Source organism: Bradyrhizobium liaoningense (assembly GCF_018130785.1).
GTDB lineage: Bacteria > Pseudomonadota > Alphaproteobacteria > Rhizobiales > Xanthobacteraceae > Bradyrhizobium > Bradyrhizobium liaoningense_A.
Genome location: NZ_JAFCJT010000005.1, coordinates 14,471 through 28,137 on the forward strand (window position 1 = coordinate 14,471; position 13,667 = coordinate 28,137).

General features: G+C 63.3%; 14 protein-coding genes, 1 tRNA gene and 1 pseudogene. 5 read left to right on the forward strand and 11 right to left on the reverse strand.

The features are described from left to right. Both typA and JQ627_RS14345 read left to right on the forward strand, forming a co-directional pair. Positions 1-1,827 (forward strand): translational GTPase TypA, encoded by a 1,827-nt coding sequence (typA, locus tag JQ627_RS14340; RefSeq protein ID WP_212484837.1) that lies wholly within the window; start codon positions 1-3, stop codon positions 1,825-1,827. A gap of 194 nt (positions 1,828-2,021) precedes the next feature. Next, on the forward strand, positions 2,022-3,266 hold the full coding sequence (locus tag JQ627_RS14345; protein WP_212484838.1) for an NAD(P)/FAD-dependent oxidoreductase: 1,245 nt from the start codon (positions 2,022-2,024) through the stop codon (positions 3,264-3,266). Here JQ627_RS14345 and JQ627_RS14350 read toward each other — a convergent pair. Genes JQ627_RS14350 through JQ627_RS14370 form a run of 5 tightly spaced genes read right to left on the reverse strand, consistent with a single transcriptional unit; the run spans position 3,263 to position 7,377 of the window. Beyond that, a complete protein-coding gene (locus tag JQ627_RS14350; protein ID WP_212484839.1) occupies positions 3,263-4,162 on the reverse strand; it encodes an HNH endonuclease in 900 nt (299 codons plus the stop codon). The two genes, JQ627_RS14345 and JQ627_RS14350, sit on opposite strands and share 4 nt — an antisense overlap. A 55-nt stretch (positions 4,163-4,217) precedes the next feature. Then, positions 4,218-4,625 carry a thiol-disulfide oxidoreductase DCC family protein gene (locus JQ627_RS14355; RefSeq protein WP_212484840.1) on the reverse strand — a complete coding sequence of 136 codons (408 nt, stop codon included), beginning with the start codon at positions 4,623-4,625 and terminating at the stop codon, positions 4,218-4,220. Positions 4,626-4,685: 60 nt separating this feature from the next. Next, positions 4,686-6,005 (reverse strand): SDR family oxidoreductase, encoded by a 1,320-nt coding sequence (locus JQ627_RS14360; RefSeq protein ID WP_212484841.1) that lies wholly within the window; start codon positions 6,003-6,005, stop codon positions 4,686-4,688. Between the two features lie 8 nt (positions 6,006-6,013). After that, positions 6,014-6,481 carry a DUF2269 domain-containing protein gene (locus JQ627_RS14365; RefSeq protein ID WP_212484842.1) on the reverse strand — a complete coding sequence of 156 codons (468 nt, stop codon included), beginning with the start codon at positions 6,479-6,481 and terminating at the stop codon, positions 6,014-6,016. Continuing rightward, positions 6,478-7,377 carry a dienelactone hydrolase family protein gene (locus JQ627_RS14370; protein ID WP_212484843.1) on the reverse strand — a complete coding sequence of 300 codons (900 nt, stop codon included), beginning with the start codon at positions 7,375-7,377 and terminating at the stop codon, positions 6,478-6,480. Before JQ627_RS14370 ends, JQ627_RS14365 begins: the two co-directional genes overlap by 4 nt. Positions 7,378-7,637: 260 nt before the next feature. Between JQ627_RS14370 and JQ627_RS14375 the strand changes: the two genes are divergently transcribed. After that, complete coding sequence (locus JQ627_RS14375; protein ID WP_014490714.1) at positions 7,638-8,147, forward strand: GNAT family N-acetyltransferase; 510 nt, start codon at positions 7,638-7,640, stop codon at positions 8,145-8,147. A gap of 177 nt (positions 8,148-8,324) precedes the next feature. Continuing rightward, positions 8,325-8,861, forward strand: coding sequence for an inorganic diphosphatase (gene ppa / locus JQ627_RS14380; protein ID WP_195801544.1), 537 nt, complete (start codon positions 8,325-8,327; stop codon positions 8,859-8,861). Positions 8,862-8,997: 136 nt separating this feature from the next. Here ppa and folD read toward each other — a convergent pair whose 3' ends face one another. The 3 genes and pseudogenes from folD to JQ627_RS14390 all read right to left on the reverse strand — a co-directional run bounded on the left by folD (position 8,998) and on the right by JQ627_RS14390 (position 10,552). Continuing rightward, positions 8,998-9,882: a bifunctional methylenetetrahydrofolate dehydrogenase/methenyltetrahydrofolate cyclohydrolase FolD gene (gene folD, locus JQ627_RS14385; RefSeq protein WP_249143108.1), complete on the reverse strand. Its 885-nt coding sequence runs from the start codon at positions 9,880-9,882 to the stop codon at positions 8,998-9,000. Between the two features lie 54 nt (positions 9,883-9,936). Next, positions 9,937-10,242: pseudogene (locus tag JQ627_RS39035) on the reverse strand (DUF167 domain-containing protein); the annotation flags it as partial. Positions 10,243-10,261: 19 nt separating this feature from the next. After that, positions 10,262-10,552, reverse strand: a complete 291-nt coding sequence (locus JQ627_RS14390; protein ID WP_007598721.1) for a YggT family protein — start codon at positions 10,550-10,552, stop codon at positions 10,262-10,264. 188 nt (positions 10,553-10,740) lie between these two features. Here JQ627_RS14390 and JQ627_RS14395 point away from each other — a divergent pair. Further along, positions 10,741-10,816: transfer RNA gene (locus tag JQ627_RS14395), tRNA-Ala, on the forward strand. A gap of 124 nt (positions 10,817-10,940) precedes the next feature. Here the strand turns inward: JQ627_RS14395 and JQ627_RS14400 are convergent. From JQ627_RS14400 to JQ627_RS14410, 3 genes are all read right to left on the reverse strand, one after another. Next, positions 10,941-11,753: an enoyl-CoA hydratase gene (locus JQ627_RS14400; RefSeq protein WP_212484845.1), complete on the reverse strand. Its 813-nt coding sequence runs from the start codon at positions 11,751-11,753 to the stop codon at positions 10,941-10,943. A gap of 125 nt (positions 11,754-11,878) precedes the next feature. After that, positions 11,879-12,673 (reverse strand): glutamine amidotransferase, encoded by a 795-nt coding sequence (locus JQ627_RS14405; RefSeq protein WP_212484846.1) that lies wholly within the window; start codon positions 12,671-12,673, stop codon positions 11,879-11,881. Positions 12,674-12,866: 193 nt separating this feature from the next. Beyond that, positions 12,867-13,646: an SDR family oxidoreductase gene (locus JQ627_RS14410; RefSeq protein ID WP_212484847.1), complete on the reverse strand. Its 780-nt coding sequence runs from the start codon at positions 13,644-13,646 to the stop codon at positions 12,867-12,869. Positions 13,647-13,667 lie beyond the last annotated feature (21 nt).

Below are 13,667 nucleotides of genomic sequence, written 5' to 3' on the forward strand. Positions count from 1 at the left end.
ATGAATCTTCGTAACGTCGCCATCATCGCCCACGTCGACCACGGCAAGACGACCCTCGTCGACAAACTCCTCCAGCAGTCCGGCACGTTCCGCGAGAACCAGAAGGTGACGGATCGCGCCATGGACTCCAACGACCTGGAGCGTGAGCGCGGCATCACCATTCTGGCCAAGGCGGCCTCGGTGCAGTGGAAGGACACCCGCGTCAACATCGTCGACACCCCAGGCCACGCCGATTTCGGCGGTGAGGTCGAGCGCATCCTGAACATGGTGGACGGCGCGCTGGTGCTGGTCGACGCCGCCGAAGGTCCGCTGCCGCAGACCAAATTCGTGGTCTCCAAGGCGCTCAAGGTCGGCCTAAAGCCGATCGTCGTCATCAACAAGGTCGACCGTCCCGACGCGCGCCCGACCGAAGTCATCAACGAGGTGTTCGACCTGTTCGCGGCGCTCGACGCCAGCGAGGAGCAGCTCGACTTCCCGATCCTGTACGGGTCGGCCAAGCAGGGCTGGATGGCCGAAAGCCCGGAGGGTCCGCAGGACAAGGGCATGGAGCCCCTGTTCGACCTGATCCTGCGCCACGTCGCACCGCCGAAGGTCGAGGAAGGTCCGTTCAAGATGATCGGCACCATCCTGGAAGCCAACCCCTATCTCGGCCGCATCATCACCGGCCGCATTTCGTCCGGCGTCCTCAAGCCGAACCAGCAGGTCAAGGTGCTGAACGCCGAGGGCAAGCTGGTCGAGTCCGGGCGCATCACCAAGATCCTGGCGTTCCGCGGTCTTGAGCGCACGCCGCTCGAGGAAGCCGAAGCAGGCGACATCGTCGCCATCGCGGGCCTCACCAAGGGCACCGTCGCCGACACCTTCTGCGATCCGACCGTCGAAGTGCCGCTGCCGGCACAGCCGATCGATCCGCCGACCGTGTCGATGTCGTTCATCGTCAACAACTCCCCGCTCGCCGGCACCGAAGGCGACAAGGTGACGAGCCGCATGATCCGCGATCGTCTGCTGCGCGAAGCCGAGGGTAACGTCGCGCTGCGCGTCGTCGAGGCCGCCGACAAGGATGCGATGGAAGTGTCGGGCCGTGGCGAATTGCAGCTCGCGATCCTGATCGAGACCATGCGCCGTGAGGGCTTTGAGCTCTCGGTCTCGCGCCCGCGTGTCGTGTTCCAGAAGGACGAAGCCACCGGCGGCGCCATGGAGCCGATCGAGGAGGTCGTGATCGACGTCGACGAGGAGCATTCCGGCGTCGTCGTGCAGAAGATGAGCGAGCGCAAGTCCGAGCTGATCGAGATGAAGCCCTCGGGCGGCAACCGCCAGCGCCTGGTGTTCTACGCGCCGACCCGCGGCCTGATCGGCTATCAGGGCGAACTGCTCACCGACACCCGCGGCACCGCGATCATGAACCGCCTGTTCCACGGCTATGCGCCGTACAAGGGCGAGATCCAGGGCCGCCGCAACGGCGTTTTGATCTCCAACGACCAGGGCGACGCGGTGGCCTACGCCATGTTCAAGCTGGAAGACCGCGGCCCGATGATGATCGAGCCGGGCTGGAAGGTCTACAGGGGCATGATCGTCGGCGAGCACACCCGCGACAACGATCTCGAGATCAACGTGCTCAAGGGCAAGCAGCTCACCAACATCCGCACGACGTCGAAGGACGAAGCCGTGCGCCTGACGCCGCCGATCCGCATGACGCTGGAAAAGGCGCTCGCCTATATCGAGGACGACGAGCTCGTCGAGGTCACCCCGAAGTCGATCCGCCTGCGCAAGAAGCACCTCGATCCGAACGAGCGCAAGCGCGCCGAGAAGTCGAAGGAAGCGGTGGCGTAAGGCCACTGCTTTCTCTCTCTGTCATGCCCCGGCTTGACCGGGGCATCCAGTACGCTGCGGCCTTTCGATTCGATAACAGCCTTCCCTGGAATACTGGATCACCCGCTCCGGTGCGCAATCGCGCACAAGGCGGGTGATGACAGCTCACTTTGTGGTGGCTTCAGCACGCTCAGCGAACGTGCTAGAGCCCACCCATGTCCCTTCCCTCCTCCGTCGACATCGCGATCATCGGCGCCGGTGCCGCCGGCCTCGGCGCGGCGCATGCGCTGGCAGGCTCCGGCCTCTCCGTGATCGTGCTGGAGGCGCGCAACCGGCTCGGCGGCCGGGCCTGGACCGTGCAGGCCTCGCCTGATGTGACGTTCGACGTCGGCTGTGGCTGGCTTCACTCGGCGGACAAGAATTCCTTCGTCACGATCGCGCGAAAGCTCGATTTCGAGGTCAACAAGGACCTCCCGCCCTGGCGCGAGCGCGCCTTCGGCAACGCGTTTCCGCAGGCCGAGCGCGACGATTTCATGCACGCGATGGACGCATTCTATGAGCGCCTGTGGCAGGCCGCACAAAAGGGCAAGGACCAATCCGCGAGCCTGAGCCTGGAGCCCGGCAATCGCTGGAATCCCATGATCGACGCGGTCTCGACCTACATCAATGGCTGCGAGCTGAAGGACATGTCGACACTGGACTGGGACGCCTATGAGGACAGCGACCTCAACTGGCGCGTCCGTCGCGGTTATGGCGCGCTTGTCGCGGCCTATGGCGCCCCCTGCCCGGTGGCCCTGGGCTGCAATGTCACGCTGATCGATCATTCCGCAAAGCGCATCCGCATCGAGACGTCGCAGGGCACGTTCACCGCCGACAAGGTGATCGTCACCGTGCCGACCAATCTGATCGCCGATGAGGCGATCCGATTCTCCCCGCCGCTCCCTTCAAAGGTGAGCGCCGCAGCCGGCCTGCCGCTCGGCGTCGACGACAAGGTGACGCTGGCGCTCGACGATGCCGAGGCCTTCCCGAAGGAGGGAAATCTGCGCGGCGCCACCATGCGCACCGAGATGGGCACCTACCACATCCGCCCGTTCGGCCAGCCCTGCATCGAAGGCTTTTTCGGCGGCAGCTTTGCCCGCGAGCTGGAAAACGCCGGCGAAGGCGCCATTGCCGCGCAGAGCATCGACGAGATCGCAGGTTTTCTCGGCAACGACATCAGGCGAAAGCTGAAGCCGCTGTACGAGTCCCGCTGGGCGCACGATCCCTTCGCGCGAGGATCGTATTCACACGCACTGCCGGGGCACGCTGGAGACCGCGCCGTGCTCGCAGCGCCGGTGGGCGGGCGATTGTTTTTCGCCGGAGAGGCGACGTCGCCAAGCTTCTTTACGACGGCGCACGGGGCCAGGGACAGCGGGGAGCGCGCGGCGAAGGAAGTGCTGGCGGCGACTGGGAAGCGCTAACCCTTAAATATCTTGTCTCTGTGAAATTTTAAAAAGAGTGCGTTTGGATAGAATGCTGAGTCATTTGGGAGATTGATCGTTCGGCTTTGATTGAGAAGCCGCAGGGCATCGTCGGGAACGTGATTTTTTGCAGTTAGGATTTTGTAATCATCTCCTATCGAGATGAAACCTCGATCAAACATCCAGTGTACAGTGCCGGAAAGCGCTAACCCGTTACGAACCGAGTCCGGCCCCTTCTCTGCGACGGGCTGAATGTGCGCCGCCTGGACCTCCGGCCGACCACCCCCATTGATAAGTCGAAGTCCGGTCATCGCGCATCGATTCTCGTACGCAGCGCGAACGTTGTACATAAATGACTTCTCGCGAAATGGCCGAGAAATTGTCATCTCGATGATCGGGCGCTCAAAGGGAACAGTCGGCTCTGATATTTCGAAATGACGCGGTTGATGACGCGGCGTCTCCTCGCCAAGGATCGGCGCGAACCCAGCCTTCCAAATCTGATCAAACTCAGCATCAGGAATCAGCCGGACAGCACGGCCAAAGGCACCCTTATTGGTACTTCCATCTGATTTTCTTAGAGCGCTTTCGTAGTAGTGGCCGCCCTCGGCGAAAGGAACTGGTCGATCGAAGTCCAAATAGTCATCTACGAGGGCGTAGTAGTGATCTGCTTCGTCATTGTCTTCGATGAGATCGACGACGCGAGCGACTCCGAAATACGACTGTCGTCCACCGAAACTCGACAGCTCAACCGTCGTACGCCTGGGCTCGTAATAGAGGACATAATCGCCAACCGCCTGCCGAACTTGATTGAGATAGGTACGAGGAAAATGGTAGCGGACCTCGGGCAGGTCTTTGTAACCGGGAGTTACTTTGGTTGTGAGGACTGCCTTCGACATTCCTTGGACTTATCGCTCTCGAGTCTTAGCTTCTTATCGACCGACGGCAGATTTATCACTCAATCACTCGCGACCGCAAATCGGCATCGGGCACGAAACAGGCGTCGTACTTCCCGAAGATGCGGTAGCGATTGCGCGCGATGAGGCTGTAGACGGGGTCCCGCAGCGACCTCGGCACGACGAACAACGCGCGCACCCAGCCCCAGCCGGGTAGCTGAGACAGCACGGTCAACGCCGCATCCGACTTCAAGAACACCTCGCCGCCATGCACTACGGCGTTGGTATCGGGATCGTCAGGATCGATGCCAAACCTACGTGCAAGCCGTGCTCCATAATCCGACTGGACCGGCGTGAATCGAAACCGGTTCGCCGTGTCGCGCTTGGCAACGAACCGCACCCAGCGCGAGCAGAAGATGCAGACGCCGTCGAACAGGATAACGTCATCGTCGGGCCATTTGGGCATCAGGTTCTCTTTTCGACGCGTTTTCTCCACGCGAACCGGGATCCGCTTCGCTTGAAAACGCTATCTGTTATCCAGCATCAGCAGCGCGACCAGCATCAGCACGATGGCCGGCCCGGTCTTCACCAGCGCGCCGAGCGGCTCGATCCACAGGTCGGGCGTGAGGATCGCCGCGCCGAACATATAGCCGAGCGATGCGACAATACCCGCGACCAGCCCGATCGCCGCCGTGCGGCGGAACGCGATCAGCACGCCGATGCTCATGTCCATCAGGCTGGTGCCGATGGTGATGGGATCGACCAACGCAGACGGAAAATCGTGCGCGGTCAAAATGCCAGCGGCGGCGCGATAGGACACGAACAGTGCGATGAAGCCGGAGACGAGCCAGAACGCGACCAGGCTGGCGAAGATCAGTGCCTTGATCAGGAACAGCCGCGCGAACCATTTGTCCTGGATCGTGGCGGGATGGCGCCCGACCGTCTCAGCCAACGTCTTCGGCGCGATGCCCGTGGCTGCGATCCACGCCGAGGGATCGCCGGTTACGCCACGGCGCAGCTCGGCGATGGCGGTGGAGCGAATTGGCGGCATCCAGCCCAGATAATTGGCGAGATCGCCGATTTTCGCGCCGAGATCGAGCATGAGGGGCGGCATCGCGAAACGCGGCCGGCCGGCCGTGCCAAAGGCTCGACGGAACTGCTTGATCACACCTGCCATGGTGACGGCCTCGGCCTGCATCAGGTCCCACGTCACGGCTTTGACTGAGGCGTCGTCGATATTACGCGCGGCGAGCCAGGCGATGGTGGCCGAAATATCCTCGACTGCAACGGACTGGAATGGCGTCGACATCTCCTTATCCGGCAGGTCGAGCGGGAAGGCGGCGAGCGCGCGCAGCATGGCGCTGCCGCCATAGGCTGACGGTGCGACGACAAAGCCGGGCCGCAGGATGGCGTGGGGAATGCCGGAGGCTGCAATCAGGCGTTCGGCCTCGCGCTTGGTCGTTGCGAAAGCGGTACGATCAGCCTCCGCGGTCCCGGGGATCGAAATATGCACCAGCCGTATTGCGCGACCGCTGTCGGCGATGGCCTGAAGCAGGCGCGCGACGAAATCACGATGCACGGCGCCTGTGTCGCTGCCCGGGCCATCCTGGAGCACACCGAGGCAGTTCACGACGACATCGACGTCATGCTCACTCAGGAGCCGTTTCAAAGCCGCCGCTTCGAGCGAGAGGATCGGCAGCTCAATATCCAGCGCGCTCATCCTCTGCGCCGACGACAGGCTGCGTGCCACGCCGACCACGCGAAATCCCCGCGCGCGCAGATCGTCGGTGACGAAGCGGCCGATCAGGCCGGAGGCGCCGAGCACCAGAATGGTTCGCCGGGTCATCGCATCTCTCAAAACGGCTTCGCGATCATCAGCCACAGGATCAACATCGTCGCGCCGAAGCCGGGGAAGCCGAACGCGAACCAGCGGCGGTAGAGCACGAAGTAGCGTTCAGGCAGAGCGCCGCGCTGCTCGGCCGCCTTGCGCGCGAGATCTCGCATCTCGATCTGCATGAAGACGACAGGGATCCAGAACAGGCCGGCAAAGACGTAGAGCCCAAGCGAGGCCAGCAGCCAGCGCTCCGTGATCGGCATGGCCGAAAGCATCATCAGCAGGCCGCCCGTAACCGGCTGGAGAATCACGGCCGACAGCGTGAAGATCGCGTCCGCGATCACCACCACCGAAGCGGTGCGCGCGATGAATTCGGCGTCGTTCGTGCGATGCGCCATCAGCATGAAGAAGGCAATTCCGGTTCCGGTGCCAAGAATGACGATGGCGCCGAGCACATGGAGGTATTTGACCAGGAGATACAGCGTCATGGCTTCTTGGTCGCCACAGGTTTTGGCAGGTTCAGCGCACGCGCGAGTTCGCCGCTTGCAGCTTTGACACCGGCCTCGGTCTCGATCATCCAGTGACCCTCGCTGCCGACGGCCGGCAAGATGCGGAAGTCAACCTTGCCGCCACTGCCGCGAAACGCATCGGCCAATTGCCGCGAGAACACCGGCGTGAAATAGCTGTCATTGGTCGCCACGAGCCACGTGACGGGAATGCGCGCCGCCTTGCCGAACGCGGCCACCGCCGCCAGAAGCGTCTGCGGCGCGCAGATCCGGTTCGGTTCGTCATTGGCGTGACCACCGCGCCCCGGTGCAAACGCGATGATCGCTGCGATCGCCTTCGGATCGGCGTTGGCGAGCGCCAGTGCGCCCCAGCCGCCGGCGGAATGGCCGATCACGATCGCGGCATCCTTGCGGACAAAATCCTGCCTTCGCAAATAGTCCAGCGCGAGTGAAATTTCGTCGGCCGTCGCTCGGCCGGAGCTCGCGTAGTCCGCTTCGTCGCAGCCGCCTTGGTCCTCGACATAGCGGCCGCCGGTCGCACCATGGCCGAGCCGCTCCGGCACCAGCACGGCGAAACCGCGTGCGACGAGAAACGCGACCAGCGCGCGGTATTCCGGCTGCGACATTTGCGCCCGGCGCAACACGTTCTGTGTCGAGGCATGTGCGATGACCGCGAGCCGAAACGGACCGCCGCCGGCGGGGCGAAACATCAGCGCATGCGCGGCAATGTCGGTATCCGGCGATGGCACGCGCCATTGTTGCCGGCGAAACGGCTCGCCCTCCTCACCCGATGACCCGAACGTGACCTGCGCGCACAGAGGCTGCGCCATCAGCAAGGCCAGCGGCGGCAGGAGGGCGAAGATGTTGAAGAGCCGCATGAATTGCCGAAGGCGAACACGGACAGCGAGAGACCAGTAGGAACGAATCATTATCGGCGGACTTTTTGCGTTGCCAGCGCGGTTCATCGGTGCCGCAACGCAGTTTTGCACCGGCGGTGGCAGGCCTGTGCCGTTCGAAATGGCGTCTTGTCTTTTTTCGGTACAACATGGTTAAAATACTGATGCACAAAATCCACACGTTAACCGATAATTAACGATAGGTCTTGCCGCCGGCGCGGCGACTTGGTTTGATTGCGTCCATGAGCACAACCCTGATCGAGGTCCGGCCGGCCAAAGCTGCAGATGCAACTGCGGTGGCGTCCACCCATGACGAAGCCTGGCGCTCCGCCTATCAGGGCATCATTCCCGGCGGCGAGCTGGAAAAGCTGATCAACCGCCGCGGTCCGCAGTGGTGGGACAGTGCGATCCGCAAAGGCAGCCGCGTCAGCGTGCTCGTGTTCGGCGACAAGATCGCCGGTTATGCGAACTATGGTCGCAACCGCGCGCGCAGCTTGCATTTCGACGGTGAGATCTACGAACTCTATCTGCGCCCCGAGTTTCAGGGCCTCGGCTTCGGCCGCCGCCTGTTCACTGCGGCCCGCCGCGACCTGATGCAGAGCGGCCTGAAGAGCATGGTGGTGTGGGCGCTCTCGGACAACGATCCGGCGACCGAGTTCTATCGCGCCCTGGGCGGCCGCATGGTGGCGCGCTCCTCCGAGCGTTTTGGGCCGAAGTCGCTCGACAAGGTTGCCTTCGCTTGGACCAATTGAGCTGCTGAAAGCCTAGCCGGCAGCGTTTCCCATCCGTCGATACCGTTGCCTTTGAGCCGGTAGTCGCTGGATTCATTTTTTCACAAAAACACGATGGATTGGCGCGCCAAGCCCGCGTATGACAGCGCCAAAATCGCTGCCGGGCGCGATTTAACCTCGGCAACAACGGAGCCTTGAATGCGTATCGATGCTATCTCGATCGGAAAAAACGTACCCCACGACGTCAACGTCGTCATCGAAGTCCCCGTGGGCGGCGAACCGATCAAATACGAGATGGACAAGGAGGCCGGCACCCTCGTCGTCGACCGCTTCCTCTACACGCCGATGCGTTACCCCGGTAACTACGGCTTCATCCCGCACACGCTGTCCGATGACGGCGACCCCTGCGACGTGCTGATCATCAACACCCGCGCCATCATACCCGGCGCCGTCATGAGCGTGCGCCCGGTCGGGGTGCTGTTCATGGAAGACGAAGCCGGCGGCGACGAGAAGATTCTCGCGGTGCCGTCGTCGAAGCTGACGCAGCGCTACGACAAGGTGAAGTCGTACTCCGACCTGCCCGACATCACGCTCCAGCAGATCCAGCACTTCTTCGAGCACTACAAGGATCTCGAGAAGGGCAAGTGGGTGAAGATCCTGCGCTGGGGCGGCCCGGAAGACGCACAGAAGCTGATCCTCGAGGGCATCGAGCGCGAGAAGAAAAAGAAGGCGTGAGATTGCGTGTCCCGGACGCGGTGCATCACGAAGTGATGCGCCGCAGAGCCGGAACCCGTGGCGCCACTTGCAATGGGCCCCGGCTCTGCAGCGCATCGTTGCACGCTGCGCTGCGTCCGGGGCGCGAGACCTAGAGTTAAACCGCCGGCTTCGGCAGGCCCGCGATCGCGCAAGCGGCACGCAGCGTATTCACCAGCAGGCAGGCAACCGTCATCTGACCGACGCCGCCCGGCACCGGCGTGATTGCGCCGGCAACGTTAAGCGCTTCCTGATAGGCGACATCGCCGACGAGGCGCGTCTTGCCGTCCTCCTTTGGAATCCGGCTGATGCCGATGTCGATCACGGTCGCGCCGGGCTTCAGCCAGTCGCCGCGCACCATCTCAGGCTTGCCGACCGCGGCGTAGACGAGATCGGCGCGCTTCACGAGCCCGGGCAAATCGCGCGAGCGCGAATGCGCGATCGTCACGGTGGCGTTCTCGTTCAGCAGCAATTGCACCAGCGGACGGCCGACCAGGTTGGAGCGGCCGATGACAATGGCGTTCATGCCTTCAAGCGAGGCATGCACGCTCTTGGTCAAAATGATGGAGCCGAGCGGCGTGCAGGGCGACAGCGCTTCGAAACCGCCGGCGAGACGGCCGGCATTGTTCGGATGCAGGCCGTCGACGTCCTTGGCGGGATCGATGGCGTTGACGACGGCCTCGGTGTTCAGTCCCTTCGGCAGCGGCAATTGCACGAGAATGCCGTGCACGGTTGGATCTCGGTTGAGCTTTGCCACGACGGCCAGCAAGTCCGCTTGCGAGACGTCGGCGGGCAGTCTGTGCTCGAACGAGGCCATGCCGGCAGCCTGGGTCTGCGTGTGCTTGGAGCGCACATAAACTTCGCTGGCGGGGTCGTTGCCGACCAGGACCACCGCGAGGCCCGGCACCAGATTGTGCTCGTGCTTGACGCGGGCAACCTCATCAGCGACGCGGGCGCGGAGTTCCGCGGCAATCACTTTTCCATCGATGATCTTGGCCGTCATGTCAGTTCCCTTGGTCTGTCGATTTGGCGTCTGCCGATTTGGCTTGCGCAGGGCTTCGCCGAGCCGCGCCGGGTCGCCGTCGACCGCGATCTGCTTCAGTCGCGAGGTCGCCCCGGACAGGAGCTTGAGACTGGCCTTGGGCACGCCAAGCGATTTCGCCAGCAGGGCCAGAACGGCCTTGTTGGCTTCGCCGCCATCAGCGATGGCGCGCACCCGCACCTTGAGCACGCTGCGGCCATCGGCCAGCTGTTCGATCCCGTCGATGTCGTCGCGGCCCCCGCGCGGCGTCACCCGCAGCGCGATGCTGATTCCCGCGGCCGAGTAACGCCAAGGTTCCTTGCAAACAAGGTTCTTTGGCAATCAAGGCGCTCCAGCCTGCCTAGATCACGTTCGGGTAGATGTAATACAGGATCACCCGCTCGATGAACATGATGAGCAGGATCAGGATGATCGGTGAGATGTCGAGGCCGCCGAGGCTGGGCAGGAAATTGCGAATCGGCGCCAGGACCGGCTCGGTGATCCGGTACAGGAACTCCGCCACCGCCGAAACGAACTGGTTGCGGGTGTTCACGACGTTGAAGGCGATCAGCCAGGACAGGATCGCGGAAGCGATCAGCAGCCAGACGTAGAGGTCGAGCACGATGATGACGATGTCGAGAACGGCACGCATGGCTTTTGAAAACTCTGGCTTCCGGTCGGGATTGACCCCTTTTGCTAGATATCGGTTCCCCCCGGCCCAAACAAGGGAAGTCGGTGCCGGGATGGCTAAAACCGGGTTACACGCGTCCTTGACTTGACCTTGGCGGGGACTTAAATGGCGCCCGGTTGTCGGCCGCGTTCACCAGAGCGGCCTGCAAAGGGGCCATAGCTCAGCTGGGAGAGCGCGTCGTTCGCAATGACGAGGTCGGCGGTTCGATCCCGCCTGGCTCCACCAGCCTTCGCTCGCTTCGCGAGCTACGGCTAGGCAAGCCAGCCGAGCTCCCTCGTAGCGAAGCGAGCGAAGGCTGTCCCGCCATAGCCCGAAGGGCGACGGCGGACCTTTTCCCCGAGTTCAGCCCCTACTTCCCCGTAAACCTTGGCGGCCGCTTCTCCATGAAGCTCGCGACCCCCTCCCGGAAATCGCTGCCGTTCAACGCGACCATCATCTCGCGGTTGGCCTCGATCGTCGCCTCCGCCAGCGTCTGGAACGGCACCTCGTAGAGTTGCCGCTTGATCACGGCCATCGCGCTCGGCGAGACGAAATCGGCGAGGTCGCGCGCATAGGCGTAGGTTTCTTCGCGCAGCTTTTCCGGCGAGCAAAGACGGTTGACCAGGCCGATCCGCAGCGCCTCCTCGCTCGATACGCGGCGGGCCGAGAGCAGGAGATCCATCGCATTGGCGTGGCCGACGATGCGCGGCAGCATCCAGGACATGCCATGTTCGGCGATCAATCCGCGCCGCGCGAAAGCCGTCGTGAACACCGTGTTGTCGGCGGCAAAGCGCAGGTCGCAATAGAGCGCGTGGACGAGGCCGATGCCGGCGGTCGCGCCGTTGAGCATGGCGATGACGGGCTTTCCGATCGACGGATAGAAGCCGTAGCGCGTCTGCCAGTCCGGCCGCCGGTTCATGTCGAAGGGCGGCAAATTCGAGGCACGCCTGACGTCGTTGGGGTCGAGCCCCTTCAACGCATCCATGTCGGCGCCGGCGCAGAAGGCGCGGCCCGCGCCGGTGAGCACGATGACACGGACATTGTCGTCGGCGCTCGATGCCTCCATCGCGTGACGCACGTCGCGCTCCATCGTCGGCGTCCACGCATTCATGCGATCAGGGCGATTGAGCGTGATGGTCGCGACCTTGTCGCTCACCTCATAGAGAATGTGTTCATAGGCCATGACGCTCTCCCTTTGTTTATCGGCGCACGTTCACGCGCGCTCGTTGGCAGCGAGCCTAGCATATAAAGGGATGAGGCAAGGGCTTGCGCCGAGGAATTAGGCGAAGCACCTGCGCGAAGGCGCGATCACTCGGCGGCTTGCGCCAGCGCCGGCCGGCGCGCCCGCCAGCCGGCAATGAAATGATCGAGCCAGGCGCGTTCCGCCGCGTCGTACACGGCACGATCAGCAAAATGGTGATGCCGCTGCCGCGCGCCGGGGGCGCTGAAGCCGTCATAACCGCGCGTGGTCCAGCAATGCATCATCGCGTAAGTCACGTCAGGATGAAACTGCACCCCGAAAGCGTTGCCGGTGCGGAACGCCTGGATCGGAAAATCATCGCCTTCCGCGAGCAGTTCGGCGCCGACAGGCAGCTCAAATCCTTCGCGATGCCAGTGATAGACCTGCGCCGGCCAATTCGGGCAGAGCGCGCGGCCCGCGGCGGTCGGGCGGATCGGATAGTAGCCGATCTGGGTCAGTGCCTCCGCATGCGGCGCAACGCGGGCCCCTAACTGCATCGCCAGCATCTGCGCGCCGAGGCAGATGCCGAGGAACGGTCGCTGTTCGCGGAGCGGAATTTCGATCCAGTCGATCTCGCGGCGAATGTAGTCGTCGGGATCGTTGGCGCTCATGGGACCGCCGAAGAAAACAGCGCCGGCGTGTTGATCGAGCGTCTCGGGCAGGGGATCGCCGAAGCGGGGACGGCGGATGTCGAGGCGATGGCCGAGCGCGCGCAACGCATTGCCGACGCGGCCGGGTGTCGAGGATTCCTGATGCAGGACGATCAGAACCGGCAACCGGGTTTCGGAGGCGGCGACGCTCGGCGTCCTTCTGGGGAAGGGCACCACCTCTGCGCCACCAAACCTGTCCGTCCGGAACAACATGGCCTCTGCGAGTGCTATCGGTTCAGACCGCCAGCATAACTAAGCGATCGTTAATTTCGCGTGAGTTTGCGCACACACGCCCCGATATTGAAGCAAGCTCCGGGCCACTACGGGCACTTCGAACCCTCTTCAAAGCGTTTTCGAGCGAAGGGGATACCGGTTCGCGCAAGCAAAACGCGTCAAAACAGGAAATCTATTGCCTCTGCCTCTGGAACCGGCTGGTGGCGGACAGGATGAAGCCGCGCGGGAAGAAGCGCAGCGCGAATGGCACGATCTTGATGCCGAGACCAGGCAGCACTGCCCGTTTGTTGGCCATCAGGCCACGATAGGCCTGTTGCGCGACATCGGCGGCAGACACATTGAGAAGAGCCGTGTCATGCCCGGACCCGACGCCGGCGCGCGCCTGGAATTCGGTGGGCACCGGACCCGGGCAAAGTACGGTGACGCGAACGCCGCGCGGCGCGAGTTCCGCCCGCAAGGCCTCGGTGAGGGAAATCACATAGGCTTTGGACGCGTAGTACACGGCCATGCCGGGGCCGGGTAGAAAGCCCGCGACCGATCCGACATTGAGAAGACCGCCCTTGTTCCTGATGAGCTGATCGGCAAAGCGCAGCGACAGATCCGTCAGAGCCCGGACGTTGACATCGACGATGCCGACCTGCTCGACGCGGTCGCGCTCGATCGCATCGCCGAACACACCGAAGCCGGCATTGTTGACGAGATGGTCGAGTTCGACGCCCTCGGCGGCGAGCGCGGCGGCGATCTTCTCGCCGGCATCTGCCTCCTGCAGGTCGCAGGCGATCACGATCGGCTTCTTGCCGCCCTTGGCGGCGAGCTCGTTCGCAAGCGCCTCCAGCCGGTCCACGCGTCGCGCCGTTAGCGCGAGGCGATGCCCGTTGGCGGCGAACACACGCGCCAGCTCCGTGCCGATGCCCGCCGACGCACCGGTGATCAACGTTACCCGCTCAGTCACGATCGAAGTCTCTTGAATTGA

Coding starts and splice junctions, on each gene's coding strand:
- typA (WP_212484837.1), top strand. CDS start 1: ATGAATCTTCGTAACGTCGCCATCATCGCCCACGTCGACCACGGCAAG.
- JQ627_RS14345 (WP_212484838.1), top strand. CDS start 2,022: ATGTCCCTTCCCTCCTCCGTCGACATCGCGATCATCGGCGCCGGTGCC.
- JQ627_RS14350 (WP_212484839.1), bottom strand. CDS start 4,162: ATGTCGAAGGCAGTCCTCACAACCAAAGTAACTCCCGGTTACAAAGAC.
- JQ627_RS14355 (WP_212484840.1), bottom strand. CDS start 4,625: ATGCCCAAATGGCCCGACGATGACGTTATCCTGTTCGACGGCGTCTGC.
- JQ627_RS14360 (WP_212484841.1), bottom strand. CDS start 6,005: ATGACCCGGCGAACCATTCTGGTGCTCGGCGCCTCCGGCCTGATCGGC.
- JQ627_RS14365 (WP_212484842.1), bottom strand. CDS start 6,481: ATGACGCTGTATCTCCTGGTCAAATACCTCCATGTGCTCGGCGCCATC.
- JQ627_RS14370 (WP_212484843.1), bottom strand. CDS start 7,377: ATGCGGCTCTTCAACATCTTCGCCCTCCTGCCGCCGCTGGCCTTGCTG.
- JQ627_RS14375 (WP_014490714.1), top strand. CDS start 7,638: ATGAGCACAACCCTGATCGAGGTCCGGCCGGCCAAAGCTGCAGATGCA.
- ppa (WP_195801544.1), top strand. CDS start 8,325: ATGCGTATCGATGCTATCTCGATCGGAAAAAACGTACCCCACGACGTC.
- folD (WP_249143108.1), bottom strand. CDS start 9,882: ATGACGGCCAAGATCATCGATGGAAAAGTGATTGCCGCGGAACTCCGC.
- JQ627_RS14390 (WP_007598721.1), bottom strand. CDS start 10,552: ATGCGTGCCGTTCTCGACATCGTCATCATCGTGCTCGACCTCTACGTC.
- JQ627_RS14400 (WP_212484845.1), bottom strand. CDS start 11,753: ATGGCCTATGAACACATTCTCTATGAGGTGAGCGACAAGGTCGCGACC.
- JQ627_RS14405 (WP_212484846.1), bottom strand. CDS start 12,673: ATGTTGTTCCGGACGGACAGGTTTGGTGGCGCAGAGGTGGTGCCCTTC.